The organism is Camelimonas lactis (genome assembly GCF_004342915.1).
Lineage (GTDB): Bacteria > Pseudomonadota > Alphaproteobacteria > Rhizobiales > Beijerinckiaceae > Camelimonas > Camelimonas lactis.
Window position 1 is genome coordinate 106,422 of record NZ_SLWL01000009.1, and the last position, 14,667, is coordinate 121,088.

The 14,667-nt window shown below is 68.8% G+C and carries 14 protein-coding genes; 10 read left to right on the forward strand and 4 right to left on the reverse strand.

What is annotated here, in order from left to right:
- The first annotated feature begins 95 nt into the window (after window positions 1-95).
- The 9 genes from gap to EV666_RS11360 all read left to right on the forward strand — a co-directional run bounded on the left by gap (window position 96) and on the right by EV666_RS11360 (window position 10,064).
- Complete coding sequence (gene gap, locus EV666_RS11320; RefSeq protein WP_132007707.1) at window positions 96-1,103, forward strand: type I glyceraldehyde-3-phosphate dehydrogenase; 1,008 nt, start codon at window positions 96-98, stop codon at window positions 1,101-1,103.
- Window positions 1,104-1,421: 318 nt separating this feature from the next.
- The gene (locus EV666_RS11325) at window positions 1,422-1,814 is read left to right on the forward strand and encodes a hypothetical protein (protein ID WP_132007710.1); all 393 of its coding nucleotides are present in this window, start codon (window positions 1,422-1,424) and stop codon (window positions 1,812-1,814) included.
- Window positions 1,815-1,819: 5 nt separating this feature from the next.
- Entirely contained in the window at window positions 1,820-3,013 is a 1,194-nt protein-coding gene (locus EV666_RS11330; protein ID WP_132007712.1) for a phosphoglycerate kinase, read from the forward strand.
- Between the two features lie 150 nt (window positions 3,014-3,163).
- Window positions 3,164-4,180 (forward strand): class I fructose-bisphosphate aldolase, encoded by a 1,017-nt coding sequence (locus tag EV666_RS11335; RefSeq protein ID WP_132007714.1) that lies wholly within the window; start codon window positions 3,164-3,166, stop codon window positions 4,178-4,180.
- Window positions 4,181-4,674: 494 nt separating this feature from the next.
- Entirely contained in the window at window positions 4,675-5,301 is a 627-nt protein-coding gene (locus tag EV666_RS11340; protein ID WP_132007717.1) for a thiamine phosphate synthase, read from the forward strand.
- Window positions 5,298-6,503, forward strand: a complete 1,206-nt coding sequence (locus EV666_RS11345; RefSeq protein WP_132007720.1) for a tetratricopeptide repeat protein — start codon at window positions 5,298-5,300, stop codon at window positions 6,501-6,503. Before EV666_RS11340 ends, EV666_RS11345 begins: the two co-directional genes overlap by 4 nt.
- 292 nt (window positions 6,504-6,795) lie before the next feature.
- Complete coding sequence (locus tag EV666_RS11350) at window positions 6,796-7,611, forward strand: inositol monophosphatase family protein (protein WP_132007723.1); 816 nt, start codon at window positions 6,796-6,798, stop codon at window positions 7,609-7,611.
- 339 nt (window positions 7,612-7,950) lie between these two features.
- The gene (locus EV666_RS11355) at window positions 7,951-9,042 is read left to right on the forward strand and encodes a flagellar motor protein MotA (protein WP_132007726.1); all 1,092 of its coding nucleotides are present in this window, start codon (window positions 7,951-7,953) and stop codon (window positions 9,040-9,042) included.
- Window positions 9,042-10,064 carry a peptidoglycan -binding protein gene (locus tag EV666_RS11360; protein WP_132007729.1) on the forward strand — a complete coding sequence of 341 codons (1,023 nt, stop codon included), beginning with the start codon at window positions 9,042-9,044 and terminating at the stop codon, window positions 10,062-10,064. The genes EV666_RS11355 and EV666_RS11360 overlap by 1 nt, the downstream gene beginning before the upstream one ends.
- 201 nt (window positions 10,065-10,265) lie before the next feature.
- Here EV666_RS11360 and EV666_RS11365 read toward each other — a convergent pair whose 3' ends face one another.
- Window positions 10,266-12,062 (reverse strand): ABC transporter transmembrane domain-containing protein, encoded by a 1,797-nt coding sequence (locus EV666_RS11365; protein WP_132007732.1) that lies wholly within the window; start codon window positions 12,060-12,062, stop codon window positions 10,266-10,268.
- A 440-nt stretch (window positions 12,063-12,502) separates the two neighbouring features.
- Here EV666_RS11365 and rpmE point away from each other — a divergent pair, with 440 nt between their 5' ends.
- On the forward strand, window positions 12,503-12,733 hold the full coding sequence (gene rpmE, locus EV666_RS11370) for a 50S ribosomal protein L31 (protein WP_132007735.1): 231 nt from the start codon (window positions 12,503-12,505) through the stop codon (window positions 12,731-12,733).
- Window positions 12,734-12,999: 266 nt separating this feature from the next.
- Here the strand turns inward: rpmE and EV666_RS11375 are convergent, their stop codons facing one another.
- The 3 genes from EV666_RS11375 to ihfB form a co-directional block, all read right to left on the reverse strand.
- Window positions 13,000-13,584, reverse strand: coding sequence for a DUF1465 family protein (locus EV666_RS11375; protein ID WP_165909988.1), 585 nt, complete (start codon window positions 13,582-13,584; stop codon window positions 13,000-13,002).
- Window positions 13,585-13,906: 322 nt separating this feature from the next.
- On the reverse strand, window positions 13,907-14,236 hold the full coding sequence (locus EV666_RS11380; RefSeq protein ID WP_165909989.1) for a LapA family protein: 330 nt from the start codon (window positions 14,234-14,236) through the stop codon (window positions 13,907-13,909).
- Between the two features lie 79 nt (window positions 14,237-14,315).
- A complete protein-coding gene (gene ihfB, locus EV666_RS11385) occupies window positions 14,316-14,645 on the reverse strand; it encodes an integration host factor subunit beta (RefSeq protein ID WP_132007742.1) in 330 nt (109 codons plus the stop codon).
- Window positions 14,646-14,667 lie beyond the last annotated feature (22 nt).

The window sequence follows — 14,667 nt, forward strand, 5'->3', positions numbered from 1 at the left end:
AATGACATGGCGATGCTCCGGCGGCTTGCGCCGGGTGTCGCGCCGATCCGCCCGGAGCAGGGCTCCGGAGCGCCCAGAGGACGAGGAGTTTCAAGATGACGGTTCGGGTTGCCATCAACGGGTTCGGACGCATTGGCCGCAACGTGCTGCGCGCCATCGTCGAGTCCGGCCGCACTGACGTTGAGGTCGTGGCCATCAACGACCTGGGCCCGGTCGAGACCAACGCCCACCTGCTGCGCTATGACTCGGTGCACGGCCGCTTCCCCGCCGACGTGAAGGTTGACGGCGACAACATCGTCATCAACGGCAAGGCCATCAAGGTCACCGCCGTGCGCGATCCGGCCGAGCTGCCGCACGCCGCCCTCAACGTCGACATTGCCTTCGAGTGCACCGGCATCTTCACCTCGAAGGACAAGGCTTCGGCGCACCTGAAGGCTGGCGCCAAGCGCGTGCTGGTTTCGGCCCCGGCTGACGGCGCCGACCTCACCGTGGTTTACGGCGTCAACCATGACAAGCTGACGAAGGACCACATCGTCGTTTCGAACGCCTCGTGCACCACCAACTGCCTCGCTCCTGTCGCCAAGGTCCTCCATGACCTCGTCGGCATCGAGAAGGGCTTCATGACCACGATCCACGCCTACACCAACGACCAGCCGTCGCTGGACCAGATGCACAAGGACCTGTACCGCGCCCGCGCGGCGGCCCTGTCGATGATCCCGACCTCCACCGGCGCCGCCAAGGCCGTCGGCCTGGTGCTGCCGGAGCTGAACGGCAAGCTGGACGGCACCTCGGTGCGCGTGCCGACCCCGAACGTCTCGGTCGTCGACTTCAAGTTCATCGCGAAGAAGGCCACCTCGGTCGCCGAGATCAACGAGGCCATCAAGGCCGCCGCCAACGGCGCCCTGAAGGGCGTGCTGGCCTATACCGACGAGCCGAACGTCTCCATCGACTTCAATCACCATCCGGCCTCGTCGATCTTCCACCTCGACCAGACCAAGGTGCTGGAAGGCAACCTCGTGCGCGTGATGTCCTGGTACGACAACGAGTGGGGCTTCTCCAACCGCATGTCGGACACCGCTGTCGCCATGGCGAAGCTGATCTGACGCTGCAGTCAATCTGGCGCGACCCTCCGGTCGCGCCAGACATGTTTCGGGGGCGTGGGGTTTCTGCGCGAAGGGTCCGGCGTGGGGTAGCGACGGGATCGCCAGGAAGCCAGCCAGCCAGCCCAGCCTGGTCAACCGGGCGCCCTGGCCAGGCCCGCCAGGCCGATACGGCCGGACCAGCTGGACGGTCGGCCCGCCCTGCGAGGGCGCTATCTTTTGAATTGACGCGTTGCCATGCGCCGGGCGATCCGCTCCGCTGGCGAACGCCTCAGCTGGCGTGGTCTGATCCGCCGCCGCAAGGAACCCAGGAGACACCCCATGAGCGCCAGCTCCTCCAGCCGCGTCGAACCGGAAGCTCCGTCCTTCCCCGTTTCGGCCGCGGCCGCATCGAAGCCGGAAGCTTCGGCGCAAGCCGCCGGCGACGCCGCCGCTTCACCTTCCGCCGACCAGCTGGCCCGGCTTGAGGACAAGCTCGCCCGCATCGAGGAGAAGCTGGCCCGCTCCGAGGCGCAGATCCTGCGCATGGAAGATCGCATCGAGCACAACACCGGCGTCACTGGCGTCCTGGCCAGCCAGGAATCGGTCGACCGGGTTTATGCGCGCCTGCGCCTGCTGCCCGGCTTCCCTTCACTGATCGTCGCCGCCATTCTGGCCGGCGTGGTCGCCGCGGCGCTCATCGCCCTTGTCCAGCGCTTTGGATTGACAGGATAAGCTCCATGACATTTCGCACGCTCGATGACGCGAACCTTGCCGGCAAGCGGGTTCTGCTGCGCGTCGACCTGAACGTCCCGGTCGAGAACGGCCGTGTCACCGACGCCACCCGCATTGAGCGGATCCTGCCCACGATCCAGGAGATCGTGAAGGCCGGCGGCAAGGTCATCCTGCTCGCCCATTTCGGCCGTCCCAAGGGCCAGCGCAGCGAAAAGGACAGCCTGAAGCCGATCGCCGCCGCCCTCGCCAGCCATCTCGGCCAGGACGTGGCCTTCGCTGACGACTGCATCGGCCCCGCCGCCGCCGACGCCGTGGCGAAGCTGGCCGACGGCCAGGTTCTGCTGCTGGAGAACACCCGCTTCCATGCGGGCGAAGAGAAGAACGATCCTGAGTTCGTCAGGGCGCTCGCCGCCAATGGCGACATCTATGTCAACGACGCCTTCTCCGCCGCCCATCGCGCCCACGCCTCCACCGAGGGCCTGGCCCGCGTGCTGCCCGCCTATGCCGGCCGCACCATGCAGGCCGAACTGGAGGCGCTGTCAAAGGCGCTGGAAAAGCCGGTTCATCCCATCGTCGCCGTGGTTGGCGGCGCCAAGGTGTCGAGCAAGATCGACCTGCTGGAAAACCTGGTCAGCAAGGTCGACGCCCTCATCATTGGCGGCGGCATGGCCAATACCTTCCTGCTCGCCCAGGGTCTGTCCGTCGGCAAGTCGCTGGCCGAGAAGGATCTGGCCGACACCGCCCTGCGCATTCTCGCCGCGGCGCAGAAAAGCAACTGCGCCATCGTGTTGCCGGTGGACGCCGTGGTGGCGGAAGCCTTCGCCGCCGGCGCGCCCTCGCAGACCTATGGCGTTGACGCCATTCCGGCCAGCGGCATGATCCTCGACGTCGGCGCCCTGTCGATCGACCGGGTGCGCGCGGTGATCGACGACGCCGCCACCCTGGTGTGGAACGGCCCGCTCGGCGCCTTCGAGATCGCGCCGTTCGATCGCGGCACCGTGGCGGCGGCCCAGCACGCGGCCGCCCGCACCAGGGCTGGCAAGCTGCTGTCGGTGGCCGGCGGCGGCGACACCGTCGCGGCGCTCAATCACGCCGGCGCGGCGGACGACTTCAGCTATGTCTCCACGGCCGGCGGCGCCTTCCTGGAATGGCTGGAAGGCAAGGAGCTGCCCGGCGTCGAGGCCCTGCGCAAGGCCTGATTTCTCACCATCCGCGGCCCCACCGGCCGCTTGGGGCTGGAAGACTGCACCAACCGGGCGCGCCAGGGATCTGGCGCTTCCGCACCACAACAGGACGCGCGGATACGCCAGCAGGCGACGACGCGGCCCCCAAATCTCCCGGAGGCACACATGAATCTCGCTGAACTGAACAAGGTCGCCGAAGCGATGGTCGCGCCCGGCAAGGGCATCCTGGCCGCCGACGAGAGCTCCGGCACCATCAAGAAGCGTTTCGACGCCATCAATGTGGAATCGACCGAAGAGAACCGCCGCGACTACCGCGAGCTGATGTTCCGCGCCACCGAGGCGATGAGCAACCACATCTCCGGCGTCATCCTCTATGACGAGACCCTGCGCCAGAACGCGAAAGACGGCACGCCGCTGGCCCGCGTCATCGAGCAGGCCGGCGCGATCCCGGGCATCAAGGTCGACGCTGGCGCCAAGCCGCTGCCGTTCAGCCCCGGCGAGACCGTCACCGAAGGCCTCGACGGCCTGCGCGAGCGCCTGGCCGAGTACTACAAGCTCGGCGCCCGCTTCGCCAAATGGCGCGCGGTGATCGACATCGCTCCGGGCATCCCGAGCTGGAACTGCATCAACGCCAACGCCCAGGCCCTGGCCCGCTACGCCGCCCTGTGCCAGGAAGCGCAGATCGTGCCGATCGTCGAGCCGGAAGTGCTGATGGACGGCGATCACACCATCGAGCGTTGCGCCGAAGTCACCGAGTGGACGCTGAAGGAAGTGTTCCAGCAGCTGTTCTACGCCCGCGTGGCGCTGGAAGGCATCGTGCTGAAGCCGAACATGATCATCTCCGGCAAGAAGTGCCCGCAGCAGGCTTCGGTCGCGCAGGTCGCCGAGGAGACCATCAAGGTCCTGAAGCGCTCCGTACCGTCCGCCGTGCCTGGCATCGCCTATCTGTCGGGCGGCCAGAGCGACGTCGACGCCACCGCGCACCTCGACGCCATGAACAAGCTCGGCGGCTTCCCCTGGAAGATGACCTTCAGCTACGGCCGCGCCCTGCAGGCCGCTCCGCAGAAGGCCTGGGCCGGCAAGCAGGAGAACGTCGCGGCGGCCCAGCAGGCTTTCGCCCACCGCGCCCGCATGAACGGCCTCGCCTCGAAGGGCGAGTGGAACAAGGGCCTGGAAGGCTGATTGCCAGCACAGCCAGATCCGGCGGCGCGCCGTCGCGCCGTCTTGCCATCAGAACCCGCGCTCCGGCGCGGGTTTTTCTTTGGGCCCGGCGCCACAATGGCTGCCGGCGGCGCAGGGTCGGGAAGCGTCTTTCGCCAGGGCCCGCCGGCCGGGCGCGGCCGCAGGGGGCAAACCCGGGAAAGCTTCCGGATCGGCTGGCCCCAACGATATGGTTGGCGCCATTTCCGCCTTGTTTGCGGTTCATGGAGCAAAGCCGCATCCACCCGGCAGTCCGCCAGAGTCTCCCGCATGCGGATACATCCGGCCGGCGAAGGATGCTATCAGGGTGTGGCCGGAGCCGGATCACCCCCGGCGTGGCGGACCGCCGTCGTCCGCCGCGCCTGCGGAGGCCGGCCGGACCGGAATTTTGCCCTGGCTTCTGAAATGAAGCATTTTCCGGCCAGACGCCGCCGCCCCGGCCCGCCCCGCTGAAAAATGCTTCTGGAACACGATCGATGACAGACACTGCCCGCCTCTATCTCGTCACCCCGGTCGTCAGCGACGCCGCCACCTTTGCGCCGGCGCTCGAAGCCGCCTGCGGCGCCGGTGAAGTGGCCGCCCTGCTGTTGCGTCTCGCGCCGGCGGATGACCGCGCCCAGATCAACCGCATCAAGCAACTGGCGCCCCTCGCCCAGCAGCACGGCGCGGCGGTGCTGGTTGACGCCGCCCCGCAGGCGGCGGTTCGCGGCGGCGCCGATGGCGTTCACCTCACCGCCCCCGACCAGGAAACCCTGGAGCAGGCGCTTGAAACCTTGCAGCCGGATCGCGTGGTCGGCGTAAGCGTCGCAGGCGCGGAGCTGCGCCACGACGCCATGGTCGCCGGCGAGGCCAACGTGGACTACCTGATGTTCGGCGGCCCACACCAGGACGACGCCGCGACCCTGGAGCAGGCCGGGTGGTGGGCCGGCGTTTTCGCCACGCCCTGCGTCGCCTGCGCCAGCTCCATGGATCAGGTTGGGCCGCTTGCCGCCACGGGCGCGGAATTCGTCGCCCTCGGCCCCTGGGCATTTGACGGCGACGTGGCGGCGACCGTGCGGCAGGCGTTGCAGATTCTGGCAAGCACGGAGGTCGCGACCGCATGACAGCGCGCAAACTTTCCAGCGCGGCCGTCTCGCTGGCGCTGGCGCTGGGCGTCGCCGCCCCGGCCAACGCCCAGAGGGCTTTCGAAACGCCTTCAGGAACCCAGGTGCCGGTGCTGCCGCCTGATGGCGTGACCCTGCCGCGCCCATCGCTGCAGCCGGGCCAGCCAGGCGCCCCCGCCTTCGCCCAGCCGGCGCCGCCGCCAGCCCCGGTGACCGGCGAACGGCTGGTCAACGGCCCGCAACTGCCCAACCCCATCGACGCCGGCCTTGCTGACGCCGGTCTGGCGGAGCCAGGGCGCTCGGAGCCGGGTCACGCGAAAGCCAGGCCGCAGCCGAAGCTGCCCCCGGCCCCTGGCGCCGATCTCGCTTACGGCGCCTATCAGCGCGGCTATTACGCGACAGCGATGAAAGAGGCCGAGGCGCGGCTGAAGAAAAATCCGCGGGACGCGGCGGCGGCCACCCTTCTCGGCCTGCTGTACGAGCGCGGCCTCGGCGCGCCGCTCGACCTCGCCAAAGCGGCGCACTGGTACGCGCAGGCTGACAGGGCTGGCTCGGCTGCGGCGACATTTTCCCTTGCCATGATGACCCTGCAAGGTCGCGGCGTTGACAAAAACGAAGCCGAGGGCAAGCGGCTGCTGGAAAAAGCCGCGGCGGCGGGCGATCCCTCCGCCTGCTACAATCTGGCGCTGGTCCGCCTGTCCGTTGGCTCTCCCGATGCCGACCGCGAGGCGGTGAAGCTGCTGCAGCGCGCCGCCGACGCCGAAACGCCGGAAGCGCAGTACATGCTGGCGACGCTTTACCGGAAAGGGCGTGGAATTGCGGCGGACGACATCCGCGCCACGCAATTGTTGCGCCAGGCGGCGGAGAACCGGCTGCTGGCGGCGGAGGTAGAGTACGCCATCGCCCTGTTCAACGGTAACGGCGTGCACAAGGATGAGGCCGGCGCGGCGCGGCTGTTCCTGAAGGCGGCGCTGGACGGCAACGCGGTGGCCCAAAATCGCATGGCCCGTCTGCTCACCGTCGGTCGCGGCGCGCCGCGCAACCTGATCGAGGCCGCCGGCTGGCATCTGCTTGCCTCGGGCCAGGGGCTGGACGACGCCTGGCTCGACGAAGCGCTGAAAGGTCTCACCCCGGCTGAACGCAGCAAGGCGGAAGCCTTCGCCGCGAAACACCGGGAGCCGCTGGTTGGCGCCACCCGGTAATTCCGGCGCTTGACGCCCCGCCGCGCGCGGGGCACATGGGTCACAATCTGTCGTCCCCAACATATTCCGGCGCGAGCCGGATTCCTCTGGGCGGGCTTTCGCCGCGCCGCCCGGAGGCATCCTGTATTCCCGCCGGGCGCCAGAGCGTTTTCGGCAAAGGCGCTTCCGCCTTTCGTCCGGCAGATGCGCGAAACCCATCGATAGGGCATTGTTCCGTGAACCGGTTTCACTGGAATGCCCAGACAATGCGGCGCCTCCCATTCGCGGCGCCTGACCTGAACGAGCCCGCACCATGATCCGTTCCCCCCTGATGACCGTCATGACCGACGCCGTGTCCAAGGCGGCCAAATCGCTGAAGCGCGATTTCGGCGAGGTCGAGCAGTTGCAGGTGTCGCGCAAGGGGCCGGGCGATTTCGTCTCGGCGGCCGACCGCAAGGCCGAGGACATCCTGCGCGCCGCCCTGGAGAAGGCCCGCCCCGGCTACGGCTTCATTCTGGAGGAAGGCGGCGTCATCGAAGGCTCCGACGCCACCCACCGCTGGCATGTTGATCCCCTCGACGGCACCACCAACTTCCTGCACGGCCTGCCGCACTTCGCCATTTCGGTGGGGCTGGAGCGTGACGGCCAGCCGGTGGCCGGCGTGGTCTACAACCCCATCAGCGATGAATGGTTCATCGCCGAGAAGGGCAAGGGCGCCTTCCTGAACAACCGCCGCCTGCGCGTCGCCGGCCGCCAGTCGCTGGATCAGGCCGTGCTGCTGTGCGGCATCCCGCACATTGGCCGGGGCGATCATGAGCGCTTCCTGCGCGAGCTGTCGCACATGATGGTGAACTTCGCCGGCATCCGCCGCCAGGGCTCCGCCGCGCTCGACCTGTGCTACGTCGCCGCCGGCCGCGCCGACGCCTATTGGGAGCGGGGCCTCAAGTCCTGGGACATGATGGCTGGCCTGTGCATCCTGCGCGAGGCTGGCGGCTTCGCCTCCGACCCGGAAGGCGGCGATAACCCGGCCGGCGCCGGGGCGGTTGCCTGCGGCAACGAATATATCCACCGCGAGCTGTTGAAGATCCTCCGCCGCGCCAATCCGGCTTCGGCGGCGAAGGGCGCCTGAGCGCGGCTTCGGCCGGCGATAGCCTGAACGACCAGCCCTCCGGCGACGCCGGAGGGTTTTTTTTGTCGCCCTACCAGACGTCAACCAGCCCATCCGGCCACAACCCTGGCCGGATGGCGGAGACGCGTCCGCGACCATGAATCATGTAGCAACGAATCATGTGGCCACCGCGACGTGGGCCGCGCCGGTCGCGGGTTCTCCCTGCCGGCAGCCGGGGGCGCCTCACGAAAAATTCCGGTGAGTTCGCCCGCGACGGGTCGCGCATCACCGCCAGGCGTGGTTACATCGCCCGGCGTCGCGGCGCGCGGCGCATGCGGAGCCATGGAGGTCAGGAACGTAATGGACGGGACCGATCAGACCATAGTCCGGACGCCGCGCATCCACCTCGTGCGCATGGTGGTGTTCCTGATCCTTGTCGGCTTCCTGACCTGGATCCTGCAACAGCCGGTGCGCGCGGCGTTCCTCAACAATCCGGGTCTGAACGGCCTCATCGGCGTCTGCCTCGCCGTGGGCGTCGTGCTGGCGCTGGCCCAGGTGGTCCGGCTGTTCATCGCCGCCGGCTGGATCAACGCCCACTGGGCCAGCCGCCGCCCTGGCGAGCAACTGCGTCCCGGTCGCAATCCGCCGTCGCTGGTGCGGCCGGTCGCCGTCATGCTGGCCGATGACAAAACGCCGGTCAACGCGACGCTGATGCGGGCGATCCTCGATTCCATCGCCTTTCGCCTCGATGACGCCCGGGACATCCTGCGCTATCTCGCTGGCCTGCTGGTGTTCCTCGGCCTGCTCGGCACCTTCTGGGGTCTGCTGGAAACCGTGAGTTCGGTTGGCGGCGTCATCAAGGCCATGCGCGGCGGCGGCGAAGCCGGCGTGCTGCTGGAGGAACTGAAGGCCGGCCTCGCCGCGCCGCTCTCCGGCATGGGCATCTCGTTTTCGTCCTCGCTGTTTGGTCTGGCCGGTTCGCTGGTGCTGGGCTTCCTCGACCTGCAACTGGGCCAGGCCCAGGGCCGGTTTTACAACGGCCTTGAGGAATGGCTGGCCCACGGCCTCGCCGCCTCGCCGATCGATGAAAACGGCGCGCCGTCGGGAGCGCTGCTGGGCGAGTTGGGGCAACTCAACGAGAACATCGCCGCCGCCAGCGCCGCCCTCGTCAACGCCGCCCACAGCCTCTCCAGCCATGGGCGGGCGGCGCAGGAAGCCGCCAGGCAGGCGGCGGACGCGCTGGCCGCGCGCGCCGAGCCCAGGCTGCCAACCGCCACGCCCCAGCCCGATCCGGCCATTGGCCGCCTCGCCGACGGCATCACCGACCTGGTGCAGAGCATGCGCCGCGAGCAGCAACTGATCCGCGACTGGGTGGAATCCCAGGCCGAACAGCAGCGCCGCATCCAGGCCTCGCTCGACCATCTGCTCCGCCGCCCCGCCGGAGATGACTGATGCCCCAGCTGGCGCGCGGCCGCCGCGAGCGGCGTTCCCTCGACTACTGGCCCGGCTTCGTCGACGCCCTGTCGACGCTGGTGCTGGCCGTGGTGTTCATGCTGTCGATTTTCGCCGTGCTCCAGTATTACCTGGGCCAGGAGATCAGCGGCAAGGATTCCGCCCTGACCCGCCTCAACCGGCAGATTTCAGAGTTGACCGATCTGCTGGCGCTGGAAAAGTCCCGTGGCCGCAACCAGATGCTGGAGCTTGACCGGCTGCGCAGTTCGCTCGCGGCTCTGGACGCCGAAAAAAACCGCCTGCAGGGTCTGGCTGACGGCGCCGCCGGCGCGGCCGGCCGCCTTGGCGCGGTGACCGGCGAGCTGGACGCCCAGAAGCAGATTTCCGCCAAAGCCCTGTCGCAGGTTGAATTGCTGAACCAGCAGATGGCCGCCCTGCGCAGCCAGCTAGCGGCGCTGGAGCAGGCGCTGTCCGCCTCCGAAGCGCGCGACAGGGAAAGCCAGGCCCGCATCGCCGATCTCGGCAGCCGGCTGAACGTGGCGCTGGCCCAGCGCGTCCAGGAGCTGGCGCGCTACCGCTCGGATTTCTTTGGTCGCCTGCGCCAGATTCTTGGCGAGCGCGACGACATCCGCATTGTCGGCGACCGCTTCGTCTTCCAGTCGGAGGTGCTGTTCGACACCGGCTCGGCCACCCTCAGCCCGCGCGGCCACGCCGAGCTCGACAAGATCGCCAGCGCCATCACCGAACTGACCCGCACTATCCCCGCCGACATTCCCTGGGTGCTGCGCGTCGACGGCCACACCGACGACCGGCCGCTGTCCGGCGCCGGGCAGTTCAGGAGCAACTGGGACCTGTCCGCCGCCCGCGCCATCGCCGTGGTGCAATATCTCGCCGGCAAGGGCGTGCCGCCCCAGCGCCTGCTGGCCGCCGGCTTCGGCGAATACCAGCCGCTGGAGCTGGGCGACAGCGACCAGGCCCGCGCCCGCAACCGCCGCATCGAGATGAAGCTGACGGAACGCTGAGGCATGGTCAGGAAAGCTGGAGCCTGCCTTTCCTGAATGGAAGGGCAGGAGACGCCCAGGAGAAGTCCAGGAGAAGTCCAGGGGAAATCCAGGAAAAGCCTAACGCCAGCCCGCGCCATGCGCGGCGCGGGACCGCGCATGTCCGGCGCGCCGGATCACCTGATCATCTGGCGTGCGCGATAACCGCCGGGAACGCCATCGTCAGGCCGCGTCGCTCTGACCGCCGAACTGCAACCGCGCCAGCCGGGCGTAGAGACCGCCGGCGGCGGTGAGCTCCGCGTGCGTCCCCTGCTCCGCCAGCACGCCGCCATCCATGACGAGAATGCGGTCGGCCGAGAGCACGGTCGCCAGCCGGTGCGCCACCACCAACGTGGTGCGGGCGACCATCAGCCGGTCGAAAGCCTCCTGCACCAGCCGCTCGCTTTCGGCGTCGAGGGCGGAGGTCGCCTCGTCCAGCAGCAGCACCGGCGCGTCCTTCAGCACGGCGCGGGCGATGGCGATGCGCTGGCGCTGGCCGCCGGAGAGCGTGACGCCGCGCTCGCCCAACTGGGTTTCATAGCCTTCCGGCAGAGCCGAGATGAAGCCATCGGCGGCGGCGAAGCGGGCGGCGTCGCGCACCTCCGCATCGCTGGCGTCCGGCCGGCCATAGCGGATGTTGTCGGCGACGCTGGCGCCGAAGATCACCGGATCCTGCGCCACCAGGGCAAAACGGGCGCGCCAGTCGGCCGGGTCGGCGGCGCGGGCGTCGACGCCATCGACCCGGACCGCGCCTCTGGCAGGATCATAAAACCGCAGGGCCAGCTGGATGATGGTGGTCTTGCCGGCGCCCGAGGGGCCAACGATGGCGATGCGCTCGCCAGGCGCGGCGGTGAAGCTGACGCCGCGCAGGGCCCGGTCGTCTGGCCGGCCCGGATAGGAGAACCAGACGTCGTCGAAGACCAGTGCGCCGCGCGCCGGCTCCGGCATCGGCGTCGGGGCGGGCGGAGCGGTAATCGCCGCCTTCGTCGCCAGCAGTTCGCCCAGCCGCCCCGCCGCGCCAGCGGCCTGGGCGATCTCGCTCCACACCTCGCTCAACTGGCCAAGCGCACTGGCCGCCAGCACGGCGAACAGCAGGAACTGCGACAGCCGGCCGGCGCTCATGCCGCCGGTCAGCACGTCATGGGCGCCATACCACAGCACGCCCACCACGCTGGCGCTGATCAGGAAAATGGCGAAACCGGTGAGCAGGGCCCGCGCCCCGATGGCGTCGCGCGCCGCGTCGAAAGCAAATTCCGAAGCTGCGCCAAAACGCTGCGCCGTCGCCCCCTCGGCCCCGAAGGCCTGCATGGTCCGCGACGCGCCGATGGCCTCCACCGCATAGGCCGAGGCGTCAGCCAGCCGGTCCTGCGCCGCGCGCGAGCGGCGACTGACGCCGCGACCGGAAAAGATCAGCGGCAGCACGATCAGCGGTATGGCCCCCAGCACCAGCAGCGACAGGCGCGGGCTGGTCACCACCATCATCACGGCGGCGCCAAAAAACATGAACAGATTGCGCAACAGCACCGAGGCGCTGGCGCCGAATGTCGCCTTGATCTGCGTGGTGTCAGCCGTCAGCCGCGACACCACCTCGCCGCTTTTCACGCTGTCGAAGAACGCCGCGTCGAGACGGGTGAGGTGGCGGAACACCGCCGCCCGCACGTCGGCGACAATGCGCTCGCCCAGCGTCATGACCAGGTAATAACGGGCGGCGCTGGCAATCGCCAGCACCAGCGCGACGCCGCCAAGACCGAGGAAATAGGAATTGAAATTGCCTTGCCGTGGATCGAAGCCGAAATCCACCAGCCGCCGCACCGCCACCGGCAACGCCAGGGTCGCGGCGGCCGCGACGATCAGCGCCGCCAGCGCCGCCAGCATGCGGCCGCGATAGGCGACAGCGAACGGCCAGATGGCGCGCAAGGCCGCGAAGTCCACCCGGCGGCTTTTCCGCTGCGGCGTCGCGCCCACGGTGTCGTTGCTCATGATCCACCCTGCCGGAAGCCGGCCATTTGCTGCAGTGCGCGTCGATAAGGCGCCCATCCGGGGCCACGCCAGGCGCGATCGCTTCGCCCCTGCGCCCACCCGGCGGCGCCGGAAATACCGGCCCCGTATACACCCGAACCCCGGCGCGTGCGCAATCAGCGACAACGTGTCCAACGGCGGGACCGCCCGCAGCCTGGTTTTCCGCCATCCAGCAGGCTGGACGCGGCGATCCGGCGCCACTCCGCGCCGCATGGGTCAGGGCGGCCCCGTAGACACAGCCGCGCCCGGCGCGCGGCGACAAATCCGCGTTTCTGTGGGCCAGCAAGGGCGTCAACGCCTTGTCAGCAGCCGCTCGCCAGGCTATAGGAGCCGGCAATTCGGATATTTTCCAGATACGTAATCGCCTGCCCCGTCGTCGGGCGGGGCACGAGGATGTGGTTATGAAGCCTGACACCCACCCCCAGTACCACACCATCAAGGTCGTGATGACCAATGGCACGGAATTCGTCACCCGCTCCACCTGGGGCAAGGAAGGCGACCAGCTCAACCTCGATATCGATCCGTCCTCGCATCCGGCGTGGACCGGCGGTTCGCAGCAGCTGATGGACCGTGGCGGCCGCGTGTCGCGCTTCACCAACAAGTTCGGCGGCCTGAGCTTCGGCAAGAAGTAAGCTCCGGTTCCGGATCACATGAAAAACCCCGGCTTTGCCGGGGTTTTTTTATAGGCGCGGGCGTCGGGGCCAGGTGACCGCCTCGGGCCAAGTGACCGCCTCGGGCCAGGTGAGCCTCAGGACGCACCCCGGCTCAGAAAGAGGAAGCGAAACGCGCCGCCCGGCCGGATTGTCGGTCCGACGCCGGCCTGCAGCGGGGAAGCCCCGGAAACAGCAAAGCGCCGGACGACGCCGGCGCTCTGGCAAAACAGCCTGGGCGGAGGCCCTCAAGCCCCCATCATCTGCCCCGGGGGATAGTCGCCATTGGCGTTGACCGCCGGCGGCGCCACGAGCCCGCGCGACGCCTTGCGCGGCGTCTGCGGCTGGCCGCTGAAGGCCGCCCGCAGCAGGCTGAGCTCCCGCCGCACCGGCGAGGGACGCGGCGCGTCGAGCGCCTCGCTGGCGTCAATGTGCAGGATACGCAATTCCAGACGCGCGGCGGCGCCGATCAGCGCGCCGAGTATCTCCGGCAGCATGGCGATGGTTTCGAGGGTCGGGGTCGGCTCCACGAAACCCATGCTCTTGCGACGCTCGGCGTCGGCCTCCTCCGGCGTCATGTCGCCGTCGGCAACGGCCCGCCGCAGGATCAGCCAGCTCATCAGTCGCATCAGCCGCGTCGTCAGGCGCATGCCCTCCTGGGCGTAGGCGTGGGCCGCCTCCGGCTCCAGCGACGCCGCGTCCCGGCGCCCAGCCCCGTCGAGATAGGCGGCGGTCTGCTCCACCAGGCTGTTGGCTTCGCTGAACAGGGCCACAAACCCCGGCGTGGTGGCGTAACGCGCGCCGAACGGCACAGGCGTGGCGACAGCTGACATGGTTGACGTCATCCCCGGCAAGATCCCCGGCAAGAAAATTCCGCCGCGCTCCGCCCGTCCATGCGTGTGGACGCTGCGAAACGCCGTTAGCAGGACTTTAACCAGGCAAGACCACCGGGCCAGCTTTACCGTCCGTTAAGTTTAACAGGCGCTTTCTCTGGATGACGATGCAAAGCGCTTGCAGGCGCTAACCAGCCAACGACCAGCGCCCTGATACGCAAAAAAGTGCCCGCGGCGCGCGGGCATGGCGACGGTAGCCGGCGGCGCCGGCAACCCCAACGAACATCTGGCGCAACCTGCGACCGCCCGGCCGCGCGACGCCTCAGCGGACGAGCTGCTGCGCCGCCGGGACGCCGGCCTGCGCGCGCAGGCGAACCGCCTCCGCTTCCAGCCGCTCCACCTGCTTGCGGTTGGCGCGGGCGGCGCGGCGATGGCGCCCCTGAACCAGCCAGGAAGCGAAACCGCCAAGCGCGACCCCGACGGCGACGGCGCCGAGCACAATCACATAAAGCGGGGCCGAAAAACCGACGCTGGGCGCGCCGGCGGCGAAGGGATCAAGCGAGAATGTCACCGGCGCCCGGTTGGCGACGGCAATCAGCGCCAGAACGATGATCAGCGGCGCCAGCACCAGATATTTCACGAAAGTGGCCAAGCTTCCCTCCGAACAGGCGCTCCAGATCACAAGCCACCATAGCAGACGCCGGTCGCATAATCAGGTCAGGCCGGGCGGGTCAGCCCTGCGCCGCCGCCTTGACCTTGCCCTTGCCCTTGCCGGTGACCGGCGACTGGTTCAGGCGCACGCGCATTTCCTTGCCGGTCTTGAACACCGGCACCGCCTTCTGTTCAACCTCGACCGATTCGCCCGTACGCGGGTTACGGCCGACGCGGGCGTCGCGGGTCTTGACCGAGAAAGCGCCGAAACCGCGCAGTTCAACCCGGTCGCCACGCGACAGCGCCTGGGTGATTTCATCAAGAATGGCGCTCACGATGTTCTCGACGTCGCGCTGGTAAAGGTGCGGATTGTACTCCGCGATGCGCTGCACGAGTTCTGACTTGATCATGGACACACCCCTTGTATCGCGC